The 23,640-nt window shown below is 72.0% G+C and carries 20 protein-coding genes; 12 read left to right on the top strand and 8 right to left on the bottom strand.

The window, feature by feature from the left end; all coding sequences use genetic code 11:
* Positions 1-4: 4 nt before the first annotated feature.
* Genes OHA58_RS32000 through OHA58_RS31990 form a run of 3 tightly spaced genes read right to left on the bottom strand, consistent with a single transcriptional unit; the run spans position 5 to position 3,809 of the window.
* Positions 5-442 (bottom strand): roadblock/LC7 domain-containing protein, encoded by a 438-nt coding sequence (locus tag OHA58_RS32000; RefSeq protein ID WP_344385925.1) that lies wholly within the window; start codon positions 440-442, stop codon positions 5-7.
* Positions 439-2,979 carry a nitrate- and nitrite sensing domain-containing protein gene (locus tag OHA58_RS31995; protein WP_405483051.1) on the bottom strand — a complete coding sequence of 847 codons (2,541 nt, stop codon included), beginning with the start codon at positions 2,977-2,979 and terminating at the stop codon, positions 439-441. Before OHA58_RS31995 ends, OHA58_RS32000 begins: the two co-directional genes overlap by 4 nt.
* A gap of 56 nt (positions 2,980-3,035) precedes the next feature.
* Positions 3,036-3,809 (bottom strand): MHYT domain-containing protein, encoded by a 774-nt coding sequence (locus OHA58_RS31990; RefSeq protein WP_329436242.1) that lies wholly within the window; start codon positions 3,807-3,809, stop codon positions 3,036-3,038.
* Positions 3,810-4,034: 225 nt separating this feature from the next.
* Here OHA58_RS31990 and OHA58_RS31985 point away from each other — a divergent pair, with 225 nt between their 5' ends.
* On the top strand, positions 4,035-4,634 hold the full coding sequence (locus OHA58_RS31985; RefSeq protein WP_405483050.1) for a class I SAM-dependent methyltransferase: 600 nt from the start codon (positions 4,035-4,037) through the stop codon (positions 4,632-4,634).
* Here OHA58_RS31985 and OHA58_RS31980 read toward each other — a convergent pair.
* A complete protein-coding gene (locus tag OHA58_RS31980; protein WP_405485285.1) occupies positions 4,631-5,410 on the bottom strand; it encodes an alpha/beta fold hydrolase in 780 nt (259 codons plus the stop codon). The genes OHA58_RS31985 and OHA58_RS31980 overlap by 4 nt on opposite strands.
* 136 nt (positions 5,411-5,546) lie before the next feature.
* On the opposite strand from OHA58_RS31980, the gene OHA58_RS31975 reads away from it, so the two are divergent.
* The 4 genes from OHA58_RS31975 (at position 5,547) to OHA58_RS31960 (ending at position 9,161) form a co-directional block, all read left to right on the top strand.
* The gene (locus tag OHA58_RS31975; protein WP_389705915.1) at positions 5,547-6,092 is read left to right on the top strand and encodes a PadR family transcriptional regulator; all 546 of its coding nucleotides are present in this window, start codon (positions 5,547-5,549) and stop codon (positions 6,090-6,092) included.
* Between the two features lie 71 nt (positions 6,093-6,163).
* The gene (locus OHA58_RS31970; protein ID WP_405483049.1) at positions 6,164-6,460 is read left to right on the top strand and encodes a hypothetical protein; all 297 of its coding nucleotides are present in this window, start codon (positions 6,164-6,166) and stop codon (positions 6,458-6,460) included.
* 179 nt (positions 6,461-6,639) lie between these two features.
* Positions 6,640-7,581, top strand: a complete 942-nt coding sequence (locus OHA58_RS31965; protein WP_405483047.1) for a hypothetical protein — start codon at positions 6,640-6,642, stop codon at positions 7,579-7,581.
* A 176-nt stretch (positions 7,582-7,757) separates the two neighbouring features.
* Positions 7,758-9,161: a tannase/feruloyl esterase family alpha/beta hydrolase gene (locus OHA58_RS31960; protein WP_405483046.1), complete on the top strand. Its 1,404-nt coding sequence runs from the start codon at positions 7,758-7,760 to the stop codon at positions 9,159-9,161.
* A 10-nt stretch (positions 9,162-9,171) separates the two neighbouring features.
* Here the strand turns inward: OHA58_RS31960 and OHA58_RS31955 are convergent, their stop codons facing one another.
* Complete coding sequence (locus OHA58_RS31955) at positions 9,172-9,354, bottom strand: hypothetical protein (RefSeq protein WP_116500187.1); 183 nt, start codon at positions 9,352-9,354, stop codon at positions 9,172-9,174.
* Positions 9,355-9,636: 282 nt separating this feature from the next.
* On the bottom strand, positions 9,637-10,692 hold the full coding sequence (locus OHA58_RS31950) for a fatty acid desaturase family protein (RefSeq protein WP_405483045.1): 1,056 nt from the start codon (positions 10,690-10,692) through the stop codon (positions 9,637-9,639).
* Positions 10,693-11,012: 320 nt separating this feature from the next.
* Here OHA58_RS31950 and OHA58_RS31945 point away from each other — a divergent pair, with 320 nt between their 5' ends.
* From OHA58_RS31945 to OHA58_RS31935, 3 genes are all read left to right on the top strand, one after another.
* A complete protein-coding gene (locus tag OHA58_RS31945) occupies positions 11,013-13,883 on the top strand; it encodes an SNF2-related protein (RefSeq protein WP_405483044.1) in 2,871 nt (956 codons plus the stop codon).
* Positions 13,880-15,217 (top strand): SWF or SNF family helicase, encoded by a 1,338-nt coding sequence (locus OHA58_RS31940; protein WP_405483043.1) that lies wholly within the window; start codon positions 13,880-13,882, stop codon positions 15,215-15,217. Before OHA58_RS31945 ends, OHA58_RS31940 begins: the two co-directional genes overlap by 4 nt.
* Before the next feature lie 161 nt (positions 15,218-15,378).
* The gene (locus OHA58_RS31935) at positions 15,379-17,571 is read left to right on the top strand and encodes an alpha-N-acetylglucosaminidase (protein WP_405483042.1); all 2,193 of its coding nucleotides are present in this window, start codon (positions 15,379-15,381) and stop codon (positions 17,569-17,571) included.
* A gap of 63 nt (positions 17,572-17,634) precedes the next feature.
* Here the strand turns inward: OHA58_RS31935 and OHA58_RS31930 are convergent, their stop codons facing one another.
* The gene (locus OHA58_RS31930) at positions 17,635-18,864 is read right to left on the bottom strand and encodes an acyl-CoA dehydrogenase family protein (protein ID WP_116500184.1); all 1,230 of its coding nucleotides are present in this window, start codon (positions 18,862-18,864) and stop codon (positions 17,635-17,637) included.
* 164 nt (positions 18,865-19,028) lie between these two features.
* Between OHA58_RS31930 and OHA58_RS31925 the strand changes: the two genes are divergently transcribed.
* Positions 19,029-19,685: a TetR family transcriptional regulator gene (locus tag OHA58_RS31925; RefSeq protein ID WP_405483041.1), complete on the top strand. Its 657-nt coding sequence runs from the start codon at positions 19,029-19,031 to the stop codon at positions 19,683-19,685.
* A 34-nt stretch (positions 19,686-19,719) separates the two neighbouring features.
* Here the strand turns inward: OHA58_RS31925 and def are convergent, their stop codons facing one another.
* A complete protein-coding gene (gene def, locus OHA58_RS31920) occupies positions 19,720-20,274 on the bottom strand; it encodes a peptide deformylase (protein WP_405483040.1) in 555 nt (184 codons plus the stop codon).
* A gap of 141 nt (positions 20,275-20,415) precedes the next feature.
* On the opposite strand from def, the gene OHA58_RS31915 reads away from it, so the two are divergent.
* The 3 genes from OHA58_RS31915 (at position 20,416) to OHA58_RS31905 (ending at position 23,575) form a co-directional block, all read left to right on the top strand.
* Positions 20,416-21,654, top strand: coding sequence for a Mur ligase family protein (locus OHA58_RS31915; protein ID WP_266667981.1), 1,239 nt, complete (start codon positions 20,416-20,418; stop codon positions 21,652-21,654).
* A 23-nt stretch (positions 21,655-21,677) separates the two neighbouring features.
* The gene (locus OHA58_RS31910) at positions 21,678-22,406 is read left to right on the top strand and encodes a type 1 glutamine amidotransferase (protein WP_405483038.1); all 729 of its coding nucleotides are present in this window, start codon (positions 21,678-21,680) and stop codon (positions 22,404-22,406) included.
* A gap of 143 nt (positions 22,407-22,549) precedes the next feature.
* Complete coding sequence (locus OHA58_RS31905; protein ID WP_405483037.1) at positions 22,550-23,575, top strand: 6-phosphofructokinase; 1,026 nt, start codon at positions 22,550-22,552, stop codon at positions 23,573-23,575.
* The last annotated feature ends 65 nt before the right edge of the window (positions 23,576-23,640 follow it).

The following is a 23,640-nucleotide window of genomic DNA, read 5'->3' as shown; positions in this document are numbered from 1 at the left end:
CCGGTCATCCGGCGGCGGGCGGGTGCGCGGCGAACCGCGGTGGGGTGTAGAGGTGTTCGCCGACCCGCTTGACCATGCGGGCCATCTCGTACGCGACGAGGCCGATGTCGGCGTCGGCCGTGCTGAGGACGGCGAGGCAGGAACCGTCGCCCGCGGCCGCGACGAAGAGGAAGCCGTCGTCCATCTCGACCATGGTCTGGCGGACGCCGCCCGCTCCGAAGTGCCGGCCGGCCCCCTTGGCGAGGCTGTGGAAGCCGGAGGCTACGGCGGCCAGGTGTTCGGCGTCCTCGCGGCCGAGACCGCTCGACGCGCCGACGGCGAGCCCGTCGTTGGACAGGACGACCGCGTGCCTCAGCTCGGCCACGCGCTGCACCAGGTCGTCGAGGAGCCAGTCGAGTTCTCCGGACCGGGGCGCGGCGCCCGTGGTGGGGTCCTGGATCATGTGGGATCTCCTTCGGTGCTGTCGCTGCCGGGCACGGGTCCTGAGCCGGCTCCTGGTGGGCGGCCGCCGCCCCGGACCCAGCCGTCACGGAAGGCCGCCATGCGCTGCCGCGCCTCTTCGGGCGTTCGTGCGTCGGGTTCCTGGTGCTGTGCGGCGCCGTTCTGCTCCTCGGGCCGCTCGCGCAGCTGGGGTGCGAGGCTCGCCTGCCGCACGCGCTTGGGCAGTCCGTCAGGTGCCTCGGCGTCGTTGTCGTCGGCGTTGTTGGCGGGTTGCCTGTGCAGGCGCAGGGCGGTGACGCCCGGGGGCGTTGGGGTGTCGTGCCCCGTGTCGCCGTCCGGTACGGCGTGTACGGCGGCGGCGATGGCGGGGCGCGGCCCCTGGGCGGGCACGGAGTTACCGTTCATGTGGGGTGCTTCCGGGTCGGGCACGCGCGCGTAGTGGTGCTCCGTCGCGTGTTCCTGGGCGGTGTCCGCCCGTTCCGGGGTTCCGGCGTGCAGCAGGGGTGTGGGCAGCAGGACGACCGTGGTGGTGCCGCCGTAGGGCGAGGTGCGCAGGTGCACCTTGATGCCGTGGCGGTGGGCGAGCCGGCTGACCACGAAGAGCCCGAGCCGGTCGCTGTCGAACAGGTCGAGCGCTTCGGAGTGGGCGATGCGGTTGTTGGCCTCGGCGAGGGTCTCCTTGCCCATGCCGAGCCCCCGGTCCTCGATCTCCAGGGCGTAGCCGTTTCCGACGGGTTCGCCGCTGACCCGCACCTTGGTGTGCGGTGGGGAGAACTGGGCGGCGTTCTCGACGAGTTCGGCCAGGAGGTGGGTGAGGTCGGCGACCGCCGCGCCCTGTACGGAGGCGGCGGGCAGTTGCCGTACCTCCACGCGCGCGTAGTCCTCGACTTCGGAGACGGCCGCGCGGACCACGTTGGTCAGCGAGACGGGGGTGCGCCAGGCGCGGCCCGGGGCGGCTCCGGAGAGGATGATCAGGCTTTCCGCGTGGCGCCTCATACGGGTCGTGAGGTGGTCGAGGCGGAAGAGGTCGCTGAGTTCGTTCGGGTCCTCGGCCCTGCGCTCCATGGTGTCGAGGAGGCCGAGCTGACGGTGTACGAGGACCTGGCTGCGGCGGGCGAGGTTGACGAAGACCCCGGAGATCCCGCTGGCGAGTTCCGCGCGTTCGGCGGCGGCGCGCAGGGCTGCCCTGTGCACCGTGCCGAGCGCCTCGGCGACCTGTCCGGTCTCGTCCTCGGCGGGAGGTCCTTCCGGTGCCTCGGCGCGGACGTCGATCTCCTCGCCGGCGCGCAGTTTCCGCATGGCGTGCGGGAGTTTGCGACGGGCGATCTCCAGGGCGCTGTTGCGCAGGCTGATCAGTTCGATGACCAGGCCCCGGCCGATGCGTACGGAGATCACGAGGGAGGCGGCGACGGCCAGCAGGCCGAAGAGGACCGCGGCGCCCGCGGGCGTGAGCAGTCCGCGGGTGAACGGATCCGCCCGGACCGCGGCCGTGTGCGCCGCGTCCGTCTCGATCGAGCGGAACCGGTTCTGCACGGTCGTGTGCGCGCTGTCCCAGGTGAGTGCGGGAGCCGCGGCGAGCGACGCACTACCGGGCCTGGCGGCGAGCACCTTGTCCTCGACGGCGCGTACGTCGCCGTACGCACTTCCTTCCACGAGGTGGCGCCAGGCGGTCCGTTGCGGTGCCGGGAGGTCGGCGACTGCCGATTCGGCGAGGGTCCGCCGGGTGTCGACCGCTCCGGTGAACAGCCGCAGCCGTGCGCCGTCCAGGGGGCCCGCGAGTCGTGCGGCGGCGAGCAGGGAGTCCTCGCGGGCGAGCATCTCGCCGGACCGTGAGAACTCGAGCAGCACGCGCGCGTCGGAGCCGAGACGGTCGTCCTGGATCCCGGTCACCGCGCCGGTCACCGCGAACGCAGAGTCGATCGTCTTCGTGTACTGCCCGTACGCGCCCTCCCAGCCGGTGCGTCGGCCGAGCACCGCGCTGCGCACGGAGCGCAGCTTTTCGGCGCCGGTGACGAACGCCGAGAGGCGCTCACCGACCCGGGCGGGCAGATCGGCGCCGTCCGCGACGGTGTTGACGTCGCCGAGGCGGAGCTTCGCCACGGCCTTGTCGGTCGCCGAGGTGCGCTTCCTGAGGTCGTCACCGCGGTCGGCCGCCGGCTTGGCTGCGTAGGCGACAGCGGCGGTGCGTTCGGCCTGGAGCGCGGTGACCGCGTCGGCGACCGGGCCACGGACCGTGGAGTCGACCCGCTGCAACTGCCGCATGCGGGCGACGTCCTGGGCGGTGGTGACCGTCGCGTACGCCCACAGGGCGAGCAGCGAGACGACGGGCACCATCAGGAGGCAAACGATCTTGGCGCGGACCGTGCGGGGCCGCAGTCCTCGGCCTCCCGCGCGCGCGGGAGGCGCGGTCGGAGCGGACGGGTCGTCCGCTGTGTGGTCCTCTTCCGCGGGCGGTCCGGCGTGCGCGCGCCGTCCGCGCGCCGGGGGCGCGGACTTGGGCGTCGCGCCGTTGATGGGGGTCCTACGGGGTGTACGCATGGCCTCCTCGCTCGTGGTGCGCTCGTGGTGCGAAGGGTGGTGGCGCCGGTCCGCCGTCAGCGGGCGACGCTCTCGACGGGCCGCTGGGCCGACGCGGAGGCCTCGCGCTCCCCCGTGGTCGGGGACAGCGCGACGAACGCGGACGTCAGGAAGAGGTAGGACCCGAGGCCGACGGCGAGGGGGAAGATGAACTGCATCGCCGTGGCCCCGGGCAGGGCCGCTGCGGAGGACGCGACCTTCACGCTCACCGCCATCATTCCGGTGTAGTGCATGCTGCTCACCGCGCCGCCCATGACGAGGGAGGCGACCGCGACAGCGGCGGGCGACTTGATGTTGAGTCCGGCCCAGAGGGCGGCCGTCGCGGCGACGACGGCGATGGCGACGGAGAGCCCTACGAGCAGCGGGTCGTAGCGCACCTGGCCGTGCAGGCGCAGCGCCGCCATGCCCAGGTAGTGCATGCTCGCGACGCCGAGTCCCGTGGTGAGCCCGCCGAGGGCGAGAGCGCGGTTGCGGTCGCGGCTGTAGCCGACGGCGAAGACGCCGACGCCCACGACGGCCACGGCGACGACCAGGCTGAGGACGGTGAGCGGCACGTCGTAGCGGATCTCCGTACCGGTGACGCCGAAGCCGAGCATCGCCACGAAGTGCATCGTCCAGATGCCCGTGCCGATCGCGGACGCCGCGGTGATCAGCCAGTTGCGCCGCGAACGGCCGGTGGCGCCGAGGGCGCGGACGGTGCAGCGCAGACCGAGCGCGGCGCCGATGGAGGCCATCACGTATGACAGCACGGGGGTAAGCCAGCCGAAGGTGGCGTGGTCCAGGTGTCCCATGGCTCCGGGACGCTAGACCTCTCGGGGGCGCACAACAGGGGCGCATTTCGAAAGCTGCTGGAATATGACAGAGAGATGCGCGGGAACGATCGCGTCAGGCTCGAACGTGTGCACCGTCCGCGCATGCGGCGGTTTCGGTTCGCATCGGTTCCCATCGGTCGCATGCGGAGTTTTCGATCCCTCACACCCGCCCACGCGCGCCCGCACACGAGGGATCATGGAGTCATGAGCGACGACCACACGCACGTACAGGAGTTCTTCTCGGCCCGCGCGGCCCAGTGGGACACGCGGTTCCCCGACGACGGTCCACGCTTCGAGGCAGCCGTCGCCGAGCTGGGGCTCCGCGCGGGCGACCGGGTGCTCGACGCGGGATGCGGCACAGGGCGCGCCCTGCCGGCGCTCAGGGACGCCGTGGGGCCTTCGGGGGCCGTACTCGGGGTCGACCTGACGCCCGCGATGCTGGAGGCCGCCGTGCGGGCGGGACGGGATCGCGCCGGCTCGCTGCTGCTCGCCGACGTGACGCGCCTGCCCGTACGGCCCGAGTCGCTCGACGCCGTCTTCGGTTCCGGCCTTGTCGCACACCTTCCCGAACCCCAGGAGAATCTGCGGGAGTTGGCGAGGGTGGTGCGCCCGGGTGGACTCCTCGCGCTGTTCCACCCCATCGGGCGGGCGGCACTGGCCGCGCGACAAGGCCGCAAGCTCACCCCGGACGACCTGCGCGCCGAACCGAACCTCCGCTCACTGCTGGCCGGTTCGGGCTGGCGGATGACGTCGTACGTGGATGAGGACGCCCGTTTCCTGGCGCTGGCGGAGCGCCGGGGCTAACGCGTGCCGGGCAACGCGAGAGCATGGTCCGCGACCGCCGCGGCGAAGGCCTCCGCGTTGTCGAACATGACGTTGTGCCCGGCGTCGGGCACGGTGCGCACGCGTACACCCGCGGCCTCGAGGCCCGCGCGGTCCGCGAGTTCACCACTGCGCGCGCCCTGGAGATACAGCCGGTCGATGTCCAGGTCCATGAGCATCCGCCGCATGGTGGGGCGGGTGCCGTGGGCGAGCCCGACGGCGGTGCGGTGCAGGGCGAGGGGGTCCGCGAGACGCATGGTGGCCGCCCACAGGGGACCCACCTTGGCGAGCACGCGCGCGTGGCCGACGCCGTTGACGTACTCGTCCTCTCCGTAGGAGGCGATTCCGCTGCTGCCCTCCACGCGGGGAGGGTACGGGTCGAGGTTCGCCTCGGTGAGCACGAGCCGCGAGACGAGGTCGCGGCGCCGGTGGGCGAGAACAATCGCCACGGCGCCGCCCATGCTGTGCGCGACGAGCTCGGCCCCGGACACGCCGGCCGCGTCGAGAGCGGCCGCCAGAGCATCGGCGTGGTCGTCCAGCGAGTACCCGAAGTCGGCGGGCCGGTCACTGATGCCGTGCCCCGGCAGATCGACGAACAGTGAACGCCGGCCCGCGAGTTCGGGCCTGCTGGCGATGTGCGCGTGGTAGATGGTCGAGGCGGACCCCAGCCCATGGACGTACACCAGCGGAGCCCCGTCCCCGTCGGCCTCGACCCAGCGGATAAAGCTCCCCTGCGAGTCGAACCGGGCCTGCTTCATCATGCGCCCCCACTCCCTCTCCCCAGCAACCGCACAGCCCCGCCCTTACGAGGCACTCCGTAGAGCATACATCGGTGCCGATGTATTACTAGACCGATGTACACCGAACCCGGAGGGAGTGCGGCACAATGGGGGCATGCTGGAACTCGCCATCCTCGGCTTCCTCTACGACGCACCCCTGCACGGATACGAGCTGCGCAAACGGATCACGGCACTGACCGGCCACGTGCGGCCCGTCGCCGAGAGCACGCTCTATCCGGCGATCAAGCGCCTGGAGAAGGCGGGCCTGCTCACCCGCGAGACACAGCCGGGGTCGGTCGCGGCCCAGCGCCACGTCCTCAACCTCACGGCGGCGGGCCGGGAGGAGCTCCGTGGCAGGCTGGCGGAGCCCGGCCGGGCCGACATCACCGACGAGAACCGCTGGTTCACGGTCCTCGCGTTCCTGCGGCACCTCGACGACCCGGCGACGCAGGCGACCGTACTCGCGCGCAGGCTGGCGTTCCTGGAGGAACCGGCCAGCTTCTTCTACGAAGGGGAACGCCCCCTGCGCGCGGAGGAGTTGGACGACCCGTTCCGCCGCGGCATCCTCACCATCGCCCGCGCGACCAGCCGGGCCGAACTGGCCTGGCTGCGCTCCACCCTCACGGACTTGCGAGCACGCACGGAGACAAAACCCTTCTGACGCTCGAACTCCCGCTCTATGTTGATGATGTGACGCACCGTCGCACACCACACAGGGGGAAGGTGGCGTACATGTTCGACAGACTCCGCAAGGTCTTGGCCACGCGGACACCGGCCGGCGCGAGCGTCGCGACACCGCCGCGCAAGCGGCCGCCCAACCTCTTCGAGGCGGCGGCCACCTATGTGTCGGCATCCGTCGAGGACGACGAGGACAGGCTCGCCGAGGCCGCGACCTGGGTGTCTCCGGAGGCCCTGACGTTCGGCATCAACGAACTCGCGTGCCGTGCGGTCGTCGCGCTCGCACGGGAACGCGACGAATCGCCCGAGGTGGTGGCACGGGCGCTGCTCGGCCTGCCCGCCACCACCTGACCCGCGACTCCCGTCGGCCCTCCACGGGAGGCACACGAAGTGCGCACGGGATCTTGGCATGGTCCACCCACCGGGCGTCACACCGGGTCCCCCGGGAGAATTTCCAGCTCAACGCCCTCGACGATCTCCACCGCGACTGGTTAGGGTGCGCCGACGGACGAAGCTCAGGGGAGGCTGGCATGGCCGGGACGGACGACGCGGTCGCCGCCGGGGACGACGCGCTGTACGTACTGACGGCGGTGTTGCTGACCCCTGCGAAGTTCCCCAGTGTGCTCGGGGACGACTACCCGGAGGCATGCGCCGCGCTCGGGCTCGCACCCCTCGCCGACGGGTACGGGCTCGTACTCGGGCAGGACGGGGCCGGGGCGCGCTGGACCGTCGTCATCGACGACGTGTCCCTGGTCGCCGTCGCCATCGCGTCCTGGGACTGCGGCATGGAGTACGAGTTGTCGCCCGACGAGCGCACGGTGGTCTCGGCCCTGCCGGGGTGGCCGCTCGCCCTGTCCGTGTCCGCGCCGGGCGTCCCCGCCCCGCACGACCCGGAACACGACCCCGAGATCATGGACGGTCCGCCCCTCACTCCGCCGAACACCGAGACGTGGGGCCCAGCCCAACGCCGCCTCGGCGCCGACGAGATCGCCCTCCAGTGGGCGTCCTGGCGGGAACAGATCGACGACAGCGCGTTTCTGACGGACGACGCGGGCGGCGCCTCTGGTGCGGAGGGGACAGACGGCACGAACGCCGACAGCCCCGACTCCGACAGCACAGCCGCCCCCACCACCACCGATTCCGGCGACGCCGCCACGGCCACCGCCTCCGGAAGCGACACCGAGGCGCACAGCACCCGCGCCTCGCACACCGGCATCCGGCGGGTCCTCGCCGAGGTGCGCGCCTATGTGGACAGCCCTCCGCCCCTGGGCCGTGTCCGGTCGGCGTTCGCGTCCGGGGATGCCCGGACGCTCCGGGCCGACGGTCCCGGCTGGTCCATGGTGGCCCGGACGGACGACATCGCGTTCGTGCTCCTGGACGACGAGCCCGGTGAGGTGCTGCCCGTGGGGCGGGGCCCCGAGCTGCCCGGCCTCCTGGAAGCGCTCGACAAGATGGCCGTACGCCCTTCCTGACCTCTCCCGCAGCGGGCCACCCGACCCGCTGCGCGCAGGCCGCCCCAAACCCCCCGCCCCACATACCGCTCCCCCTCCCCCATGTGGCGCCGACCCATGGCCCGGTGACTGGTCCCGCCCGCACGATGGCCCCGCTCGTCACCCTTGCCGGTCCCTCGTCGTCGCGGAGGCTCACCATGCGCGTGCCCGGAACAGTCCCCCTCTTTGCCACGGCCCTGCTGGCGCTGGCCGCCTCGGGGCCGGTGCCCGCGGGGGCCGCCGTGGAGAGCGGCGGAGGCGGGGCGCACTGCGCGCGCCAGGAGCGGGTGCACGTCCCGGGTGCCGCCCTTCAACAGAGCGCCTGCCTGGACGACTTGACGACAGCGGCTCTGGCCGGAACCCCGTACACCGACACCGCCGACCAGGCGGGCCTCACCGCGAAGGGGACCCGCAACCCGTCCGGCGTCCCCGGTTCGCAGATCGACGGGTACTTCCCGGACGACTCCACGTCGAACGCGACGCACGGCTGGCAGCACGATGCCCAGTTCGTGATCAGACTGCCCGACCACTGGAACGGCGGCCTCGTGGTGACCGGCTCACCCGGCAACCGTAAGCAGTACTCGACGGACGCGGCGATCTCCGACCGAGTCCTGGCCCAGGGATACGCCTACGCGGCGACCGACAAGGGCAACACCGGACCCGACTTCTACCGTGACGGAAAGCGTCCCGGCGACGCGATCGTCGAGTGGAACAACCGGACCACTCAACTCGCCAGAGCCGCGAAGAAGGCCGTGGCCCAGCGCTACGGGCGGGCTCCGCGGCGGACCTACATGACCGGCATCTCCAACGCCGGCTATCTGACGCGCTGGCAGCTGGAGAACCATCCCGAGCTGTACGACGGGGGCGTCGACTGGGAGGGCACCCTCTGGACCGCGGACGGCCCGAACCTGCTCACGTCACTGCCGACCACAGTCGCCTATGGGCTCGGGAAGGCCGACGCCGACGATCTGTACCGCGTGGGCTTCGCGCGCGGGTCCGAATTCCTGTGGGCCTACCACCAGAAGGCCTACTGGGGGATCACGCAGAAGATCTACCGCGCCGAGTTCGACCCCTCGTACGACTCCAAGTGCCCGGGCCCATCAGCGGGTTCGACGACGGACGAGCTGCTCGCGCCGTGTGCGTCCGACGCCTCCTACGACTACGCGGCACGGCCCGCCTCGGTCCACCGGGCCGTCGCACGGATCGCGCTGAGCGGGCGGATCGGGAAGCCGCTGATCACGCTCCAGGGCGACCTGGACACCCTGCTGCCGATCGCGGCCGACGCCGATGTCTACGGACGGATGGTCGACGACCGGGGGCGCGGCCGCCTGCACCGCTCGTACACCGTGCAGGACGGCACGCACACCGATGGCCTCTACGACACCTATCCCGACCGGCTGCGGCCCGTGCTGCCCTGCTACCGGTCCGCGTTCGACCTGCTCACCGCGTGGGTGGAGGACGGCGCGCGGCCGCCCGCCGACCACACCATCGCCAGGCCGGCGAGCGGCGACGTCGTCAACGGCTGCTCGGCGACGGCAGGGGCAGCTGCCACCCGCCCGTAGCACCCGTCCGTCAGCGGCCGATCTCCCTGCGTGAGGCGCGGCGGAGCCTGCGCCGCTGGGAGGGGTCCAGCGCCAGGTAGGCCGCCGCGGGCACCCCGAGCACGATCAGGAGTGACGCCCACCAGGGCAGCCAGATCAACAGGATGAGCCCGGCCGCCACACCTCCTGCGGCGATCTTCGCGTTCCTCGACATGTCCGTCGCCTCCTTCGGGGGCTGCAAACCGCCCTCGCCATGAGAGGCGGGCCCCCGCCTCTACTCTCTGAAACGGACTCGCGGCCCGGGCGGTTCCTGTTCACGACCCTGAGACACCCCTGAGCCTCCACCCTGACGCACCCCTGAGCCCCGCGCAGCTCCGGAGACACGCACCCCTGAGCCCCGCGCAGCCCCAGGCGGGACGCACGCCCTGAGCCCCGGGCGAGGAACCCGGGGCTCAGGGCGGTACAGGGGGCCGACCGGACCCACCCGGCCAGGGCCTCACTCCATGCGCAGTGGCTCCCCGACCTCGTACATGTGGCGCAGGGCCTGCCGGTAGGAGTCGACGAGCCCGGTCTCCGTGAAGGGGATGCCCAGGTCGCGGCAGTGGGCCTTGACGAGGGGCTGGGCCAGGCGCAGGTGGGGGCGGGGCATGCTCGGGAAGAGGTGGTGCTCGATCTGGTAGTTGAGGCCGCCGAGGAACCAGTCGGTCAGCGCGCCGCCCTTGATGTTGCGGGAGGTGAGGACCTGCCGGCGCAGGTGGCCCCAGCGTTCGCCGTCCGGGTCGGGCATCTCCATGCCCTTGTGGTTCGGCGCGAAGGCCATGCCGAGGTGCAGGCCGAACAGTGCCTGGTGGATCGCCGCGAAGGCGAGGGCGTGGCCGAGCGGCATGGTGGTCAGGAGCAGGGTCACGTAGCCGACGACGTGGGCGACGAGGAGCAGTCCCTCCACGGCGCGCTCGCGCGGGGGCTGGCGGCGCAGGTCCTGGAAGCCGTACAGCTTCAGGGCGAGGCCCTCCAGGAGCGTCAGCGGGAAGAACAGCCAGGCCTGGTTGCGGGTGAGCCAGCGGCGGAAGCCGGAGCGGGTCGCGGCCTGCTTGCTCGTGAAGACGAGGACGTCGGCGGCCACGTCGGGGTCCTTGTCGATGTGGTTGGGGTTGGCGTGGTGCCGGTTGTGCTTGTCGTTCCACCAGCTGTAGCTCATGCCGAGCAGGAGATTGCCGTGGATGAGCCCGATGACCCGGCTCACGGCGCGGTTTCCGGTGATCTGCGCGTGGCCGGCGTCGTGCCCCACGAAGGCGGTGCGCGCGCAGAGCACCGCGAGGACCGGCGCGAGCGCGAGGACCCACCAGGAGCCGCCGATGAGGGCCATGCCCGTGCCGACGGCGCCGAGGGACAGGGCGTTCAGCGCGATGTTGCGCACGTACCAGCCGGTGCGCCGCTCCAGGAGATCCTGGCTCTTGACGGTGCGCAGCAACGGCGTGAACTCGCTTCCTTGCGGCTGCGTCCCGGCCGCTCCTGAGGAATGGTCCGCTACGGGTTCGACAGCCAGGGTCATGGCGAGGTCTCCGGTCTCTGGGCATGGCGGTGGGAGTAGTGAGGGGGAGGGGAAAAGCGTTCTGTCCGGACGCCCTGCTCACGAGACGGCCCGACCTCAACAAACCTAGGAATCAGCGGCCTTGGGCACCATGAGGCCACCACCCGACTGCGCGCGGGGGTAGCACCGCCCCCCAAGGGGGGCTACCCACACCCCTTCGAGCAGGAGTGACCGACATCACCTTGCGGCGCGGTACACCGGTCGGAATCTTGGGGTACCCTCGGCGATTCCGTCCGGTAGTCAAATTTGAGGAATACGTCATCGCTGCCCACAGGCGTCCCGTGGCAACACTCCCCGAGATCTCCGAACTGATCCGCTGCTGCGCTGTCTTCGTGCCCGGTGACCCGGCACGCGAAGGACGAGTCGCCTTCTGGCGCCCCGACGGCGGGCGGCCTCCGCACACCGAGGCCGGCACGCCCGAGGAGCTGAGCCTCGCCGTGCCCGGAGACACCGGTGCGCAGAGCGAGTCCGTACCCGCCGTCCTGCTGCCCGTACGCGCCGCGCTACCGGTCCTCACGCGCGCGCGTGCCACCGCGCGGGCGCACCCGACTGCCGTCTTCTGGGGCGCCGCCTCCGTGCTCGCCCTCCAGTTCGCGGCGCGCGGCCTGCTGCTGCCCGGGCTCACGCCGACCGATCACGACGCCTGGCGCGTGGGCCCGCTCCGGGCCGAGGACCTGGAGCGGGTCGGGGAACTGGCCGCCGCGATGCCGCCCGAGGCCCACGCGACACCCCTGGACGGTCCGGGTCCGCTCCGCCTCCCCGCGCCCGAGGCGCTGCTGCGCGCCTTCCTCGACGCCGTCGCCGACACCCTGCCCCGCTCCCCCGCGGCGAGCCTCGCGGCGGGCGCACGGCCCTTCGCCGCGCCCGAGCCGCAGCAGGTGCCCGAACACCGCGCGTGGGCCGCCGATGTCGCCGCGGGACACGACGCGGGCGTGCGGATCTCGCTGCGCGTCGAGGTACCGGGCCTCGACCGGGGCGTAGCGGGAGCCGAGGACGAGGAACACGTCGCCTTCCGCGCCGTGCTCCAGATGCACAGCGTCAGCGACCCCGCGCTGGTCGCCGACGCCGCCGAGGTCTGGGCGGCGTCGGGCGCTTCGGCCAAGGCCTTCGGGCCGCGGACACGCATGGACGCCCTGCTCGCGCTGCGGCGCGCAGCCCGCGCCTGGGCGCCCCTCATGCCGCTGCTCTCGGCGGCCGTCCCGGACGCGCTCGATCTCGCGGACGAGGAGATCACCGACCTGCTCGGCGCCGGTGCGCGGGCCCTCGCGGCGGCGGGCGTCGACGTGCACTGGCCCCGGCAGTTGGCGCGCCGGCTGAGCGCACGCGCGGTCATCGGCCCTCCGGACGAGAGGTCACCCGGAGGGGAAGACCCGGACCGGCTCCGGACGGACACCCCGTCGTTCCTCGCGGCGGACGCGCTCCTCGCGTTCAACTGGCGCTTCGCGCTGGGTGACCAGGAGCTGAGCCGGGAGGAGCTCGACCGGCTCGCCGAGGCCAACCGGCCCGTCGTCAGGCTGCGCGACCAGTGGGTCCTCATCGACCCCGAGGAGGCCCGGCGCGCCCGCGAGCACCAGGACCGCAAGGTCACGCCGATCGACGCGCTCGGCGCGGTCCTGACGGGCTCCACGGAGGTCGACGGCCGCCGCGTCGACGTCCACCCGACGGGCTGGCTTGCGGAGCTGCGGGAGCGGCTCGCCGACCCGGAGGGCATGGAGCCCGTCGGTCAGCCCGCCGCGCTGGCCGCCGACCTGCGCGACTACCAGCTGCGCGGCCTGAACTGGCTGGCCCGGATGACATCCCTCGGCCTCGGCGCCTGCCTCGCCGACGACATGGGCCTGGGCAAGACGATCACCCTGATCGCCCTCCACCTGCACCGGCAGACCGCCCCGGAGACCGCCGCCCCGACCCTCGTCGTCTGCCCCACGTCCCTCATGGGCAACTGGCAGCGCGAGATCGAGAAGTTCGCACCCGGCACCCCCGTACGCCGCTTCCACGGCGGGCGCCGCAGCCTGGAGGACCTCGCCGCCGGCGAGTTCGTGCTCACCACGTACGGCACGATGCGGCTCGACGCCGCGCAACTCGCGTGCGTGGACTGGGGCATGGTCGTCACCGACGAGGCACAGCACGTCAAGAACCCGCACTCGGCGACCGCGAAGGAGCTGCGGACCATCGGTGCACGCGCGCGCGTGGCGCTCACCGGCACCCCCGTGGAGAACAACCTGTCCGAGCTGTGGGCGATCCTGGACTGGACGACCCCGGGGCTGCTCGGAAAGCTCGGCACGTTCCGCACGCGTTACGCGCGCGCGGTGGAGGAGGGCAAGGACCCCGCCGCCGCCCAGCGCCTGTCCCAACTGGTGCGTCCCTTCCTGCTCAGGCGCCGCAAGTCGGACCCCGGCATCGCGCCCGAGCTCCCGCCGAAGACCGAGACCGACCGCGCCGTGTCGCTCACCACCGAGCAGGCGGGGCTCTACGAGGCCGTGGTGCGCGAGACGCTCGCGGAGATCTCCGGAGCGGACGGCATCGCCCGGCGCGGACTGATCGTCAAACTCCTCACGGGGCTCAAGCAGATCTGCAACCACCCGGCCCAGTTCCTCAAGGAGGACGAGCCGCGCATCCCCGGCCGCTCCGGCAAGCTGGAACTGCTAGACGAACTGCTCGACACCATCCTCTCCGAGGACGCGAGCGTGCTGGTCTTCACGCAGTATGTGCAGATGGGGCGCCTGATCGAGCAGCATCTGGCGGCTCGCGGCGTGGCCTCTCAGTTCCTCCACGGCGGCACGCCCATCGCCTCGCGCGAGGCGATGGTGGGGCGCTTCCAGGAGGGCGAGGTGCCGGTCTTCCTGCTCTCCCTGAAGGCCGCGGGCACGGGCCTCAACCTCACCCGCGCCGAACATGTCGTGCACTACGACCGCTGGTGGAACCCCGCGGTCGAGGCGCAGGCGACGGACCGCGCGTACCGGATCGGGCAGAACAGGCCGGTGCAGGTCCACCGCCTGATCGCGGAGGGGACGATCGAGGACCGGATCGCCGACATGCTGGTCCGCAAGCGGGAGTTGGCCGACGCGGTGCTCGGCTCCGGCGAGGCCGCCCTGACCGAACTGACCGATTCCGAACTGGCCGATCTGGTCGAGCTGCGAGGGGGCGCACGATGACGGACCGTCACGAGTACGAGGACGACCTGTTCGACACCGAAGGCGACAGCGATGGGGCAGACGCATCGGATGAGGAGCGTGTCTTCGCGGCGCTGGCGGCCGTCCAGGGGCGCGGCTTCGCGCAGTCGTGGTGGGGGCAGACCTGGCTCAAGGCGCTGGAGGACACGGCACTCGACCTTCAGCAGCTGAAGGCGGGACGCGCACTGGCGCGCGGCGGGTCAGTGGGGGCCGTCTCGGTGCGGCCGGGGCGGGTCACCGCGCTCGTCAAGGACCGGGGCGGCGCCGTGTACCGCGCCGACGTGCTGCTGCAACGGCTGAGCGAGGAGGAGTGGGACCGCTTCCTCGGGATGGCGGTCGAGCGTGCGGGGCACATCGCGGCGCTGCTCGACCGTGAGATGCCGCCGCACCTGGTCGAGGACGCGGCGGCGGCCGGTGTGGAACTACTGCCCGGTATAGGCGACTTGGAGCCGCGCTGCGGGTGTGATGCGTGGGACCACTGCGCCCACACGGCGGCGCTCTGCTATCAGCTGGCCCGTCTCCTCGACCAGGATCCGTTCGTACTGCTGCTGATGCGCGGGCGTGGCGAGCGGGTGCTGCTCGACGAACTCCAGGTGCGCAGCGTCGCGTCCGCCTCGGCCGGGTCCGCCGACGAGGAGGCCGACGAGGAGCCGTTGGACCCGGACGGCGTCGACGCCACGGAGGCCTTCGCGGCGGGGAGCATACTGCCGCCGCTGCCCGCCGCTCCCCCGGTGCCGCCCGAGGCGGGGCCCGTACCGTCCCTGGACACGGAGACGGAGCCGCCCACCGGGACGAATGTGGCGGCACTGGAGTTCCTCGGGGCGCGGGCGGCCGCCGAGGCGCACCGGATGCTGACGGATGCGCTGACTCCTGGCCACGAACTCCGCACACCGGATGAAGAATTGATGATCCATCAGGATGCCGTCCGACTGGCCGCGGGCGCCCCCGAGGCGTGGATCGGGGCCCGGCTCGCGGAGGGGTCGGGGCGGGACGGCGATGGTCTCGCGGCGGCCGTACTGGCATGGGAACACGGAGGCACCGCCTGCCTGTCCGTCCTGGAGGACGAGTGGACGCCGGACGCGGAGACCGCGGCACGCGCGCGTACCGCTGTCGAAGCGGCCTGGGACGCCGGGGAGCGCCCACCGTTGCGGGCGACCCGCAATCGGTGGACGGCCGCCGGCACGGGCACACAGATCCGCCTCGGCCGCGACGGCCGCTGGTGGCCGTTCCGCGAGAACCGCGGCCGGTGGCTCCCGGCGGGCCCGGCAGCCCATGACCCGGCTGCGGCGCTGTCGGCCGCCGCCGGGGACGAGTGACGTCCGGCCGGGGTGAACACGCGCCTGTGTCCACCCCGGTCGGCCCTCCCGTCCGAAGGGCTCCCGCAAGCGCTTACCCCCGCTCCCTACCGAACCCTCCCCGCCCTCCGTAAGATCCCCGGCGCAAGTGGTCCAGTCCACTCACGCGCTTGGAGTGCTCCATGAACCTCGGTCGCCGTACCGTGCTCACCGCCCTCGGCTCCGCCGCCGCACTCGCCGCGTCCGCGCCCGGTGCCACCGCCGAGAGTGCGGCGGCCTCCCGCACCCCGGCCGCCGACGCCCTGGCCCGGCTGCTGCCGCGCCACCACGACCAGGTCACCTTCCGCACCGTCCCCCGCCCTGCCGGTGGCACGGGCGACGCGTTCAGGGTGTCGGGGTCCAGCGGCCGCATACTCGTCGAAGGCACCACGCCCGCCGTGCAGTTGACGGGCTTCCACCAGTACCTCCGCCACCACGCCCACGCGCACTTCTCGTGGAACGGGGAGCAGACCGAGTCCCTGCCGGCGCGACTGCCCGGCCTCGCCACGCCCCTGACGCGCGCCGCGAACGTCGCCCACCGGTTCGCCTTCAACGACACCAACGACGGCTACACAGGCCCGTATCACGGCTGGGACTACTGGGAGCGCGAGCTCGACGTCCTCGCGCTGCACGGCTTCAACGAGGTCCTCGTGTATCTCGGCGCCGACACCATCTACCACCGCACGTTCCAGCAATTCGGTTACGGCGACGCCGAGATGCGCGCGTGGATCGCAGGCCCGGCCCACCAGCCGTGGTGGCTGCTGCAGAACATGTCCGGGTTCGGCGGCCCCGTGTCGCGGCGGCTCCTCGACCGGCGGGCGGCGCTCGCCCGCAGAGTCGTCCGCCGGATCCGCGAACTCGGCATGACCCCGGTGCTCCCCGGCTACTTCGGCACCGTCCCGCCCGGCTTCGCCGACCGGAACCCGGGCGCGCACATAGTCCCCCAGGGCGATTGGGTCGGCTTCACGCGCCCCGACTGGCTCGACCCGCGCGACCCGCACTTCGCCAGGATCGCGGAGGCGTTCTACCGCGTGCAGAGCGAACTGCTCGGCGACACCACCATGTACAAGCTCGACCTGCTGCACGAGGGCGGCAAGCCGGGTGACGTGCCGGTCGGCGAAGCCGCCAAGGCGGTCGAGAAGGCGCTGCGCACCGCCCATCCCGGCGCGATCTGGAACATCCTCGGCTGGCAGACCAACCCGCGCCGCGACATCCTCGACGCCGTCGACCGCTCCAAGATGTTCATCGTCGACGGTCTCTCCGACCGCTTCCCCTCGGTGACCGACCGCGACAAGGACTGGGCGGGCACGCCCTACGCGTTCGGCTCGATCTGGAACTTCGGCGGCCATACGACGATGGGCGCCAACACCCCCGACTGGGCTTCGCTGTACGAGAGTTGGCGCACCAAGGAGGACAGCGCCCTGGACGGCATCGCGCTCATGCCCGAGGGCGCCGACAACAACCCGGCCGCGTTCGCCCTCTTCAGCGATCTGCCGTGGACGGACGGCCCGGTCGAGCTGAAGAGCTGGTTCGAGCAGTGGCCGGTGCAGCGCTACGGCGGGCACGACGCGCACGCGGTGGCCGCCTGGGACGTCCTGCGCCGCACCGCGTACGGCACCACGCGCGCGGACAGCTGGAGCGAGGGCCACGACGGCCTGTTCGGCGCCCGGCCCGATCTGGACGTCTCCAGCGGGGCGTCGTGGTCGCCGGGCGCGCTGCGTTACGACCCCGAGGAGTTCGCCCGCGCCCTGCCCGAACTGCTCGCGGTCGCACCGGGCTTGCGCCGCAGCTCCGCGTACACCTACGACCTGATGGACGTCACCCGGCAGACGATCTCGCACCGCAGCCGCATCCTGCTGCCGCGGATCAAGGCCGCGTACGACGCCAAGGACCGCGCGGCGTTCGAGGAGCTGACGGGTGAGTGGTTCACGTGGCTCGGTCTCCTTGAGGAGACCGTCGCCACGCAGCCGCGGCACCTGCTCGGGCGCTGGATCGCCGACGCGCGCGCGTGGGGCGACGACGACGAGGAGCGGGACCGTCTCGAGTACGACGCCGTATCTCTGGTGACCGTGTGGGGTCCGCGTTCGGGCGCCGACGACGGCGGGCTCCACGACTACGCGAACCGCGAGTGGGCCGGGCTCGTGGGCGGCCTCTACACACTGCGCTGGCGAACCTACTTCGACGGACTCACGGCCGCACTCGCCGACGGCACCACCCCGCGGCCGGTCGACTGGTACGCCCTTGAGGACGGCTGGGTCCGTGACCACCCGGCGTACTCCGCACGGCCTTCGGGCGATGTCGTCCGTATCGCCCGCAAGGTCGCCGCACAGCTCTGACCACTGCGGCACGGCCGCCGAAGCCGGTGCCCTCCGCCGCGCGAAGGGCACCGGCCGATTCGGCTAGCGGATCGGCAGACCCGAGAGGGTGCGGGCGATCACCAGGCGCTGGATCTCGCTGGTGCCCTCGAAGATCGTGTAGATCGCGGCGTCGCGGTGCATGCGCTCGACGGGGTACTCGCGGGTGAAGCCGTTGCCGCCGAGGATCTGGATGGCCTGGCCGGTGACCTTCTTGGCGGTCTCGCTCGCGAAGAGCTTCGACATGGAGCCCTCGGCCGACTCGAACTTCTTGCCCGTGGTCGCCATCCAGGAGGCACGCCACACCAGGAGTCGCGCCGCGTCGATCTGCGTGCGCATGTCGGCGAGCTGGAAGGCGACGCCCTGGTTGTCGATGATCGGGCGGCCGAACTGCGTACGCGTCTTGGCGTACTCCAGGGCCTCCTCGTAGGCGGCGCGGGCCGTGCCCACCGCCATCGCGCCGACGGCCGGGCGGGACGCCTCGAACGTGGCCATGGCGGCGTTCTTCACGCGCTCGCCGCCGCCGGCCTTGGCGCGCTCACGGGCGCGTGCCATGCGCTCGTCGAGCTTGTCCTTGCCGCCGAGCAGACAGGAGCCGGGGACGCGTACGTCCTCGAGGACGACCTCGGCGGTGTGCGAGGCGCGGATGCCGTGCTTCTTGAACTTCTGCCCCTGGGACAGACCCGGCGTGTTCGGCGGGACGATGAAGGAGGCGTGGCCCTTGGAGCCGAGCTCGGGGTCGACGACGGCGACGACGACGTGGACGTTGGCGATGCCGCCGTTGGTCGCCCAGGTCTTGGTGCCGTTGAGCACCCACTCGTCCTTGGCCGCGTCGTAAACGGCGCGGGTGCGCATGGAGGCGACGTCGGATCCGGCGTCCGGCTCGGACGAGCAGAAGGCGGCGACCTTGACGTCGTTGGCGTCGCCGTACATCTGGGGGATCCAGGTGCCGATCTGCTCCTCGGTGCCGTTGGCGAGGACGCCGACCGCGGCGAGCCCGGTCCCGACGATCGACAGGGCTATGCCCGCGTCACCCCAGAACAGCTCCTCCATGGCCATCGGGATGCCGAGACCCGTCGGGTCGAAGAACTGCTGCGCGTAGAAGTCCAGGGAGTAGATTCCGATCTTGGCTGCTTCCTGGATGACCGGCCACGGCGTCTCTTCGCGCTCGTCCCACTCGGCGGCCGCGGGACGGATCACATCGGCGGCGAACCCGTGGAGCCAGTCCCTGACTTCCTTCTGCTCGTCGTTCAGATCCATCGTGAACTCGGCCATGGCCCCTCCAGCACTGCGTACACTTCACACGTTACTTGCGGTAACGGCAGTCTGTTACTCGCCAGTAGCCCCTGTCAACTCCCGGCAGCCCGTTCGATGCCCCCAGGGCGTCGAGTGTTACGTTTCCCGTGCGTCAGGCCATCGCACGGGCGGGGAGAAACCTCATGGAGACCACACAGCGGACGGAACAGCAGACGTCTGCCGAGCGCCGGCGGCGTGAGCTGCTGGAGGCCGCGGACCGCGTGGTGCTCCGCGACGGGCCCGGTGCGTCCATGAACGCCATCGCGGCCGAGGCGGGCATCACCAAGCCGATCCTCTACCGGCACTTCGGCGACAAGGGCGGCCTCTACGCCGCGCTCGCCAAGCGCCACACCGACGCGCTCCTCGCCTCGCTGCGGGCCGCGCTCGACGCCCCGGCCGAGCGCCGGGAGCGGGTCGAGTCGACGCTCGACACCTATCTCGCGGCGATCGAGGCACGCCCCCAGGTGTACCGCTTCCTCATGCACCCCTCGGAGAGCGTGTCCGAGAGCACAGCGCCGGGCGAGCAGGGCTTCTACGTGGGCAAGCACTCCGCCCCCCTGCTGCGCCGCATGGGCGAGGAGCTCGCCGAGGTCATCGAGGAGCGCGTCGACCTCGGCCCCGGCAGCCAGCAGCTCGCGCGGGTCTGGGGTCACGGAATCGTCGGCATGATGCACGCCGCGGGCGACTGGTGGCTCGGCGAAAGGCCCTGCTCGCGGAGCGAGTTGGTCAGCAGCCTGGCCGACCTGCTGTGGGGCAGGCTCGCGGCGGCGGGCGACAAGGTGGGCGGGCCGGGGTTCTAGTACTCCAGCAGCGTGGAGTACCAGCCGGGAGGCTCTAGGACGCCGCCGTGCCGGTCGCCCAGGAGGCCCGCGCCGCCTGGCGCAGAACCCTGCGGCGGCGCCACCCCGTGACGTGGTCCGTGTAGACCCGCCCCTCCAGGTGGTCGCACTCGTGCTGGAGACAGCGGGCGAACCAGCCCGTGCCGTGCACGACCAAGGGCTCTCCCCGCAGGTCCACGCCCTCGACGAGGACATGGTCGAAGCGGGGCGTCCCCGCCTCCAGGCCCGGCAGCGAGAGACAGCCCTCCGGGCCGCGCACGATCACGCCGTCCGCCTCGACAAGGCGCGGGTTCACGATGTGCCCGAGGTGGCGGACGTCCTCGTCGTCGGGGCAGTCGTACACGAACACCCGCGCGGACTCACCGATCTGGTTCGCCGCGAGGCCCACGCCCTGGGCGGCGTACATCGTCGCGAACAGGTCCTCCACAAGACGGCCGAGCGAGGGGCCGAACTCTGTCACCTCCTCGCAGTGCGTGTGCAGCACGGGATCACCGAGCAGGGTCAGGGGTCGTACGCGCCCGGAGGCGCCCGGGATCGAGCCGTGTCGCATGGCCGTAAGGGTACGGTCAGGGCGAGCCCCGGATCCGGGGTGGTGCCGCGGTTCGGGCTCAAAGGTGGATCTCGATAGGCTGACTCCACCAAGCGATGCCGGGGGCAGGCGCGGCGCCGTACGCAAGGAGGATCCAGAACGATGTCAGGCAACTCGGAGCCGCTGACTCCGCGGGCCAAGCTGGCCGTCACGGCGGGCAAGGCGGCCGCGGCGGTGTCCCGCGCGGCGGGCCGCGGCAGCGGATCGGTGATCGGCGGCAAGGTCGCGCTCAGGCTCGACCCCGAGCTGCTCGGGCGGCTTGCGCAGCATCTGGACGTGGTGCTCGTCTCGGCGACGAACGGCAAGACCACCACCACGCGGCTGATCGCGGAGGCCCTGCGCGCCGCCGGCCCCGTCGTGTCGAACGCGCTCGGCGCGAACATGCCCGCGGGCATCACGTCGGCGCTCGCCGGCGGCTCGGACGCGAAGTTCGGCGTGATCGAGGTCGACGAGAAGTACCTCGCGGGCGTCGCCCGCGACACCGCTCCCAAGGCGATCGCGCTGCTCAACCTCTCGCGCGACCAGCTCGACCGCGCCGCCGAGACCCGCATGCTCGCCGAGAAGTGGCGCGAGGGCCTGGCCGGTTCGAAGGCGATCGTCATCGCGAACGCGGACGACCCGCTGGTCGTCTGGGCCGCGTCCTCCTCGCCGAACGTGGTGTGGGTCGCCGCCGGCCAGGAGTGGAAGGACGACGCATGGTCCTGCCCGTCGTGCGGCGGCGTGATGCAGCGCCCCGGCGACGACTGGTACTGCGGCGAGTGCGGCTTCCGCCGTCCGACGCCCAGCTGGGCGCTCCAGGGCGACTACGTCCTCGACCCGCACGGCTCGGCCTGGCCGATCCACCTCCAGCTCCCCGGCCGCGCCAACAAGGCGAACGCGACCTCGTCGGCCGCCGTTGCCGCGTGCTTCGGCGTGCCGCCCCAGGTGGCCCTCGAGCGCATGTACCAGGTGCAGGCGGTCGCGGGGCGCTACGACGTCGTGCAGTTCCTCGGCCGTGACCTGCGTCTGCTGCTCGCGAAGAACCCGGCGGGCTGGCTCGAAACGTTTTCCCTGATCGACCCGCCGCCCACCCCCGTGATCCTTTCGGTCAACGCACGCGGCGCCGACGGCACCGACACCTCCTGGCTGTGGGACGTCGACTACACGCGTCTGGCCGGTCACCCGATCTTCGTGATCGGCGACCGCAGGCTCGACCTCGCCGTGCGGCTCGAGGTCGCCGGCCTGGACTTCCGGGTCTGCGACAGCGTCGACGAGGCGGTGCAGTCCGCCCCGCCCGGGCGGATCGAGCTGATCGCCAACTACACCGCGTTCCAGGACGTCCGCCGCCGCGTCGGCAACTGAGACCCCGCAGAGGATTCATGAGCATGAGCGACAACGGCCTTCGTCTTGTCTGGGTCTACCCCGACCTCCTGAGCACGTACGGCGACCAGGGCAACGCCCTCGTCGTGGAGCGCCGCGCCCGCCAGCGCCGCCTCGACGTGCACCGGCTCGACGTGCGCAGCGACCAGCCGGTACCCACCTCCGGCGACATCTACCTGATCGGCGGCGGTGAGGACCGGCCGCAGCGTCTCGCCGCGGAGCGGCTTCGGCGTGACGGCGGTCTCCAGCGGGCCGTGGCCAACGGCGCGATCGTCTTCTCGGTCTGCGCCGGTTACCAGATCCTCGGCCACGAGTTCATCAACGACCTGGGCGAGCGCGAGCAGGGCCTCGGCCTGCTCGACGTGGTGTCCACGCGTGGTGAGGGCGAGCGGTGCGTCGGCGACGTACTGGGCGACATCGACCCGCAGTTGGGGCTCCCCCCGCTGACGGGCTTCGAGAACCACCAGGGCATCACGCACCTCGGCCCGTCGGCGCGGCCCTTCGCCCGCGTGCAGATCGGCAAGGGCAACGGCACGGGTGACGGCACGGAGGGCGCGTTCAACGACACCGTGTTCGGCACGTACATGCACGGCCCCGTCCTCGCCCGCAACCCGCTGATCGCGGACCTGCTCCTGAAGCTGGCCCTCGATGTGAACGCGCTGCCGCCGGTCGACGACCGCTGGTACGAGGCGCTGCGCAACGAGCGGATCTCGGCGGCTCAGCAGCCCGCCTGATCGCTGTCCCGCACAAGTGAGCGGGACAGTCCAGCAGGCGGACGCCCGGTGCGGCCCCGCCCCCTCCCGCCGGTAGGGTGGCGGGGATCCAGCCCGGACGACGTGGTCCGGTCATCGGCCCACGTTGCAAAGGTTTTCGGGCTATGCGTATTGGTGTCCTCACCTCCGGCGGAGACTGCCCCGGCCTGAACGCCGTGATTCGTTCGGTCGTGCACCGTGCCGTCGTCGACCACGGCGACGAGGTCATCGGCTTCCACGACGGCTGGAAGGGCCTGCTGGAGTGCGACTACCGCAAGCTCGACCTGGACGCGGTGGGCGGCATCCTCGCCCGCGGCGGCACGATCCTCGGCTCGTCGCGGGTCCAGCCCGCGCATCTGCGCGACGGCGTGGAGCGGGCCAGGGGCCATGTCGCGGATCTGGGTCTTGACGCGATCATCCCGATCGGCGGAGAGGGCACGCTGAAGGCGGCCCGCCTCCTGTCCGACGGCGGCCTGCCGATCGTCGGCGTACCGAAGACGATCGACAACGACATCGCGGTCACGGACGTCACCTTCGGCTTCGACACGGCCGTCGGCGTCGCGACCGAGGCGCTCGACCGCCTCAAGACGACCGCCGAGTCCCACCAGCGCGTCCTGATCGTCGAGGTCATGGGCCGTCACACCGGCTGGATCGCGCTGCACTCGGGCATGGCCGCGGGCGCCCACGCCATCGTCGTGCCGGAGCGCCCCTTCGACATCGAGGAGCTGGCCGCGAAGGTCGGCGAGCGGTTCTCCGCGGGCAAGAAGTTCGCCATCGTCGTGGCCGCCGAGGGCGCCAAGCCCGCCGCCGGCTCCATGGAGTTCGACGAGGGCGTCAAGGACATGTACGGCCACGAGCGCTTCGCGGGCATCGCCACGCGGCTCTCCGGTGAGCTGGAGCAGCGCCTCGGCAAGGAGGCCCGCCCGGTGATCCTCGGTCACGTCCAGCGCGGCGGCACCCCCACCGCGTACGACCGGGTGCTCGCCACGCGCTTCGGCTGGCACGCCGTCGAGGCCGTGCACCGCGGCGAGTTCGGCATGATGACGGCGCTGCGCGGCACGGACATCGTGATGGTGTCGCTCGCCGAGGCCGTGGAGACGCTGAAGACGGTTCCGCAGGAGCGGTACGCCGAGGCGGAGTGCGTTCTGTAGTTCGTGCTTGAAGAGTCTGCCCCCGGTCGCAGCCGCGACCGGGGGCAGTTCTACTCTGGTGCGGA

The sequence above is a fragment of the Streptomyces sp. NBC_00009 genome, from assembly GCF_045040855.1.
GTDB classification, from domain to species: Bacteria; Actinomycetota; Actinomycetes; order Streptomycetales; family Streptomycetaceae; genus Streptomyces; species Streptomyces aureus.
The sequence above is the reverse complement of the archived record's forward strand: the minus strand, read 5'-3'. Positions and strand labels throughout refer to the sequence as shown.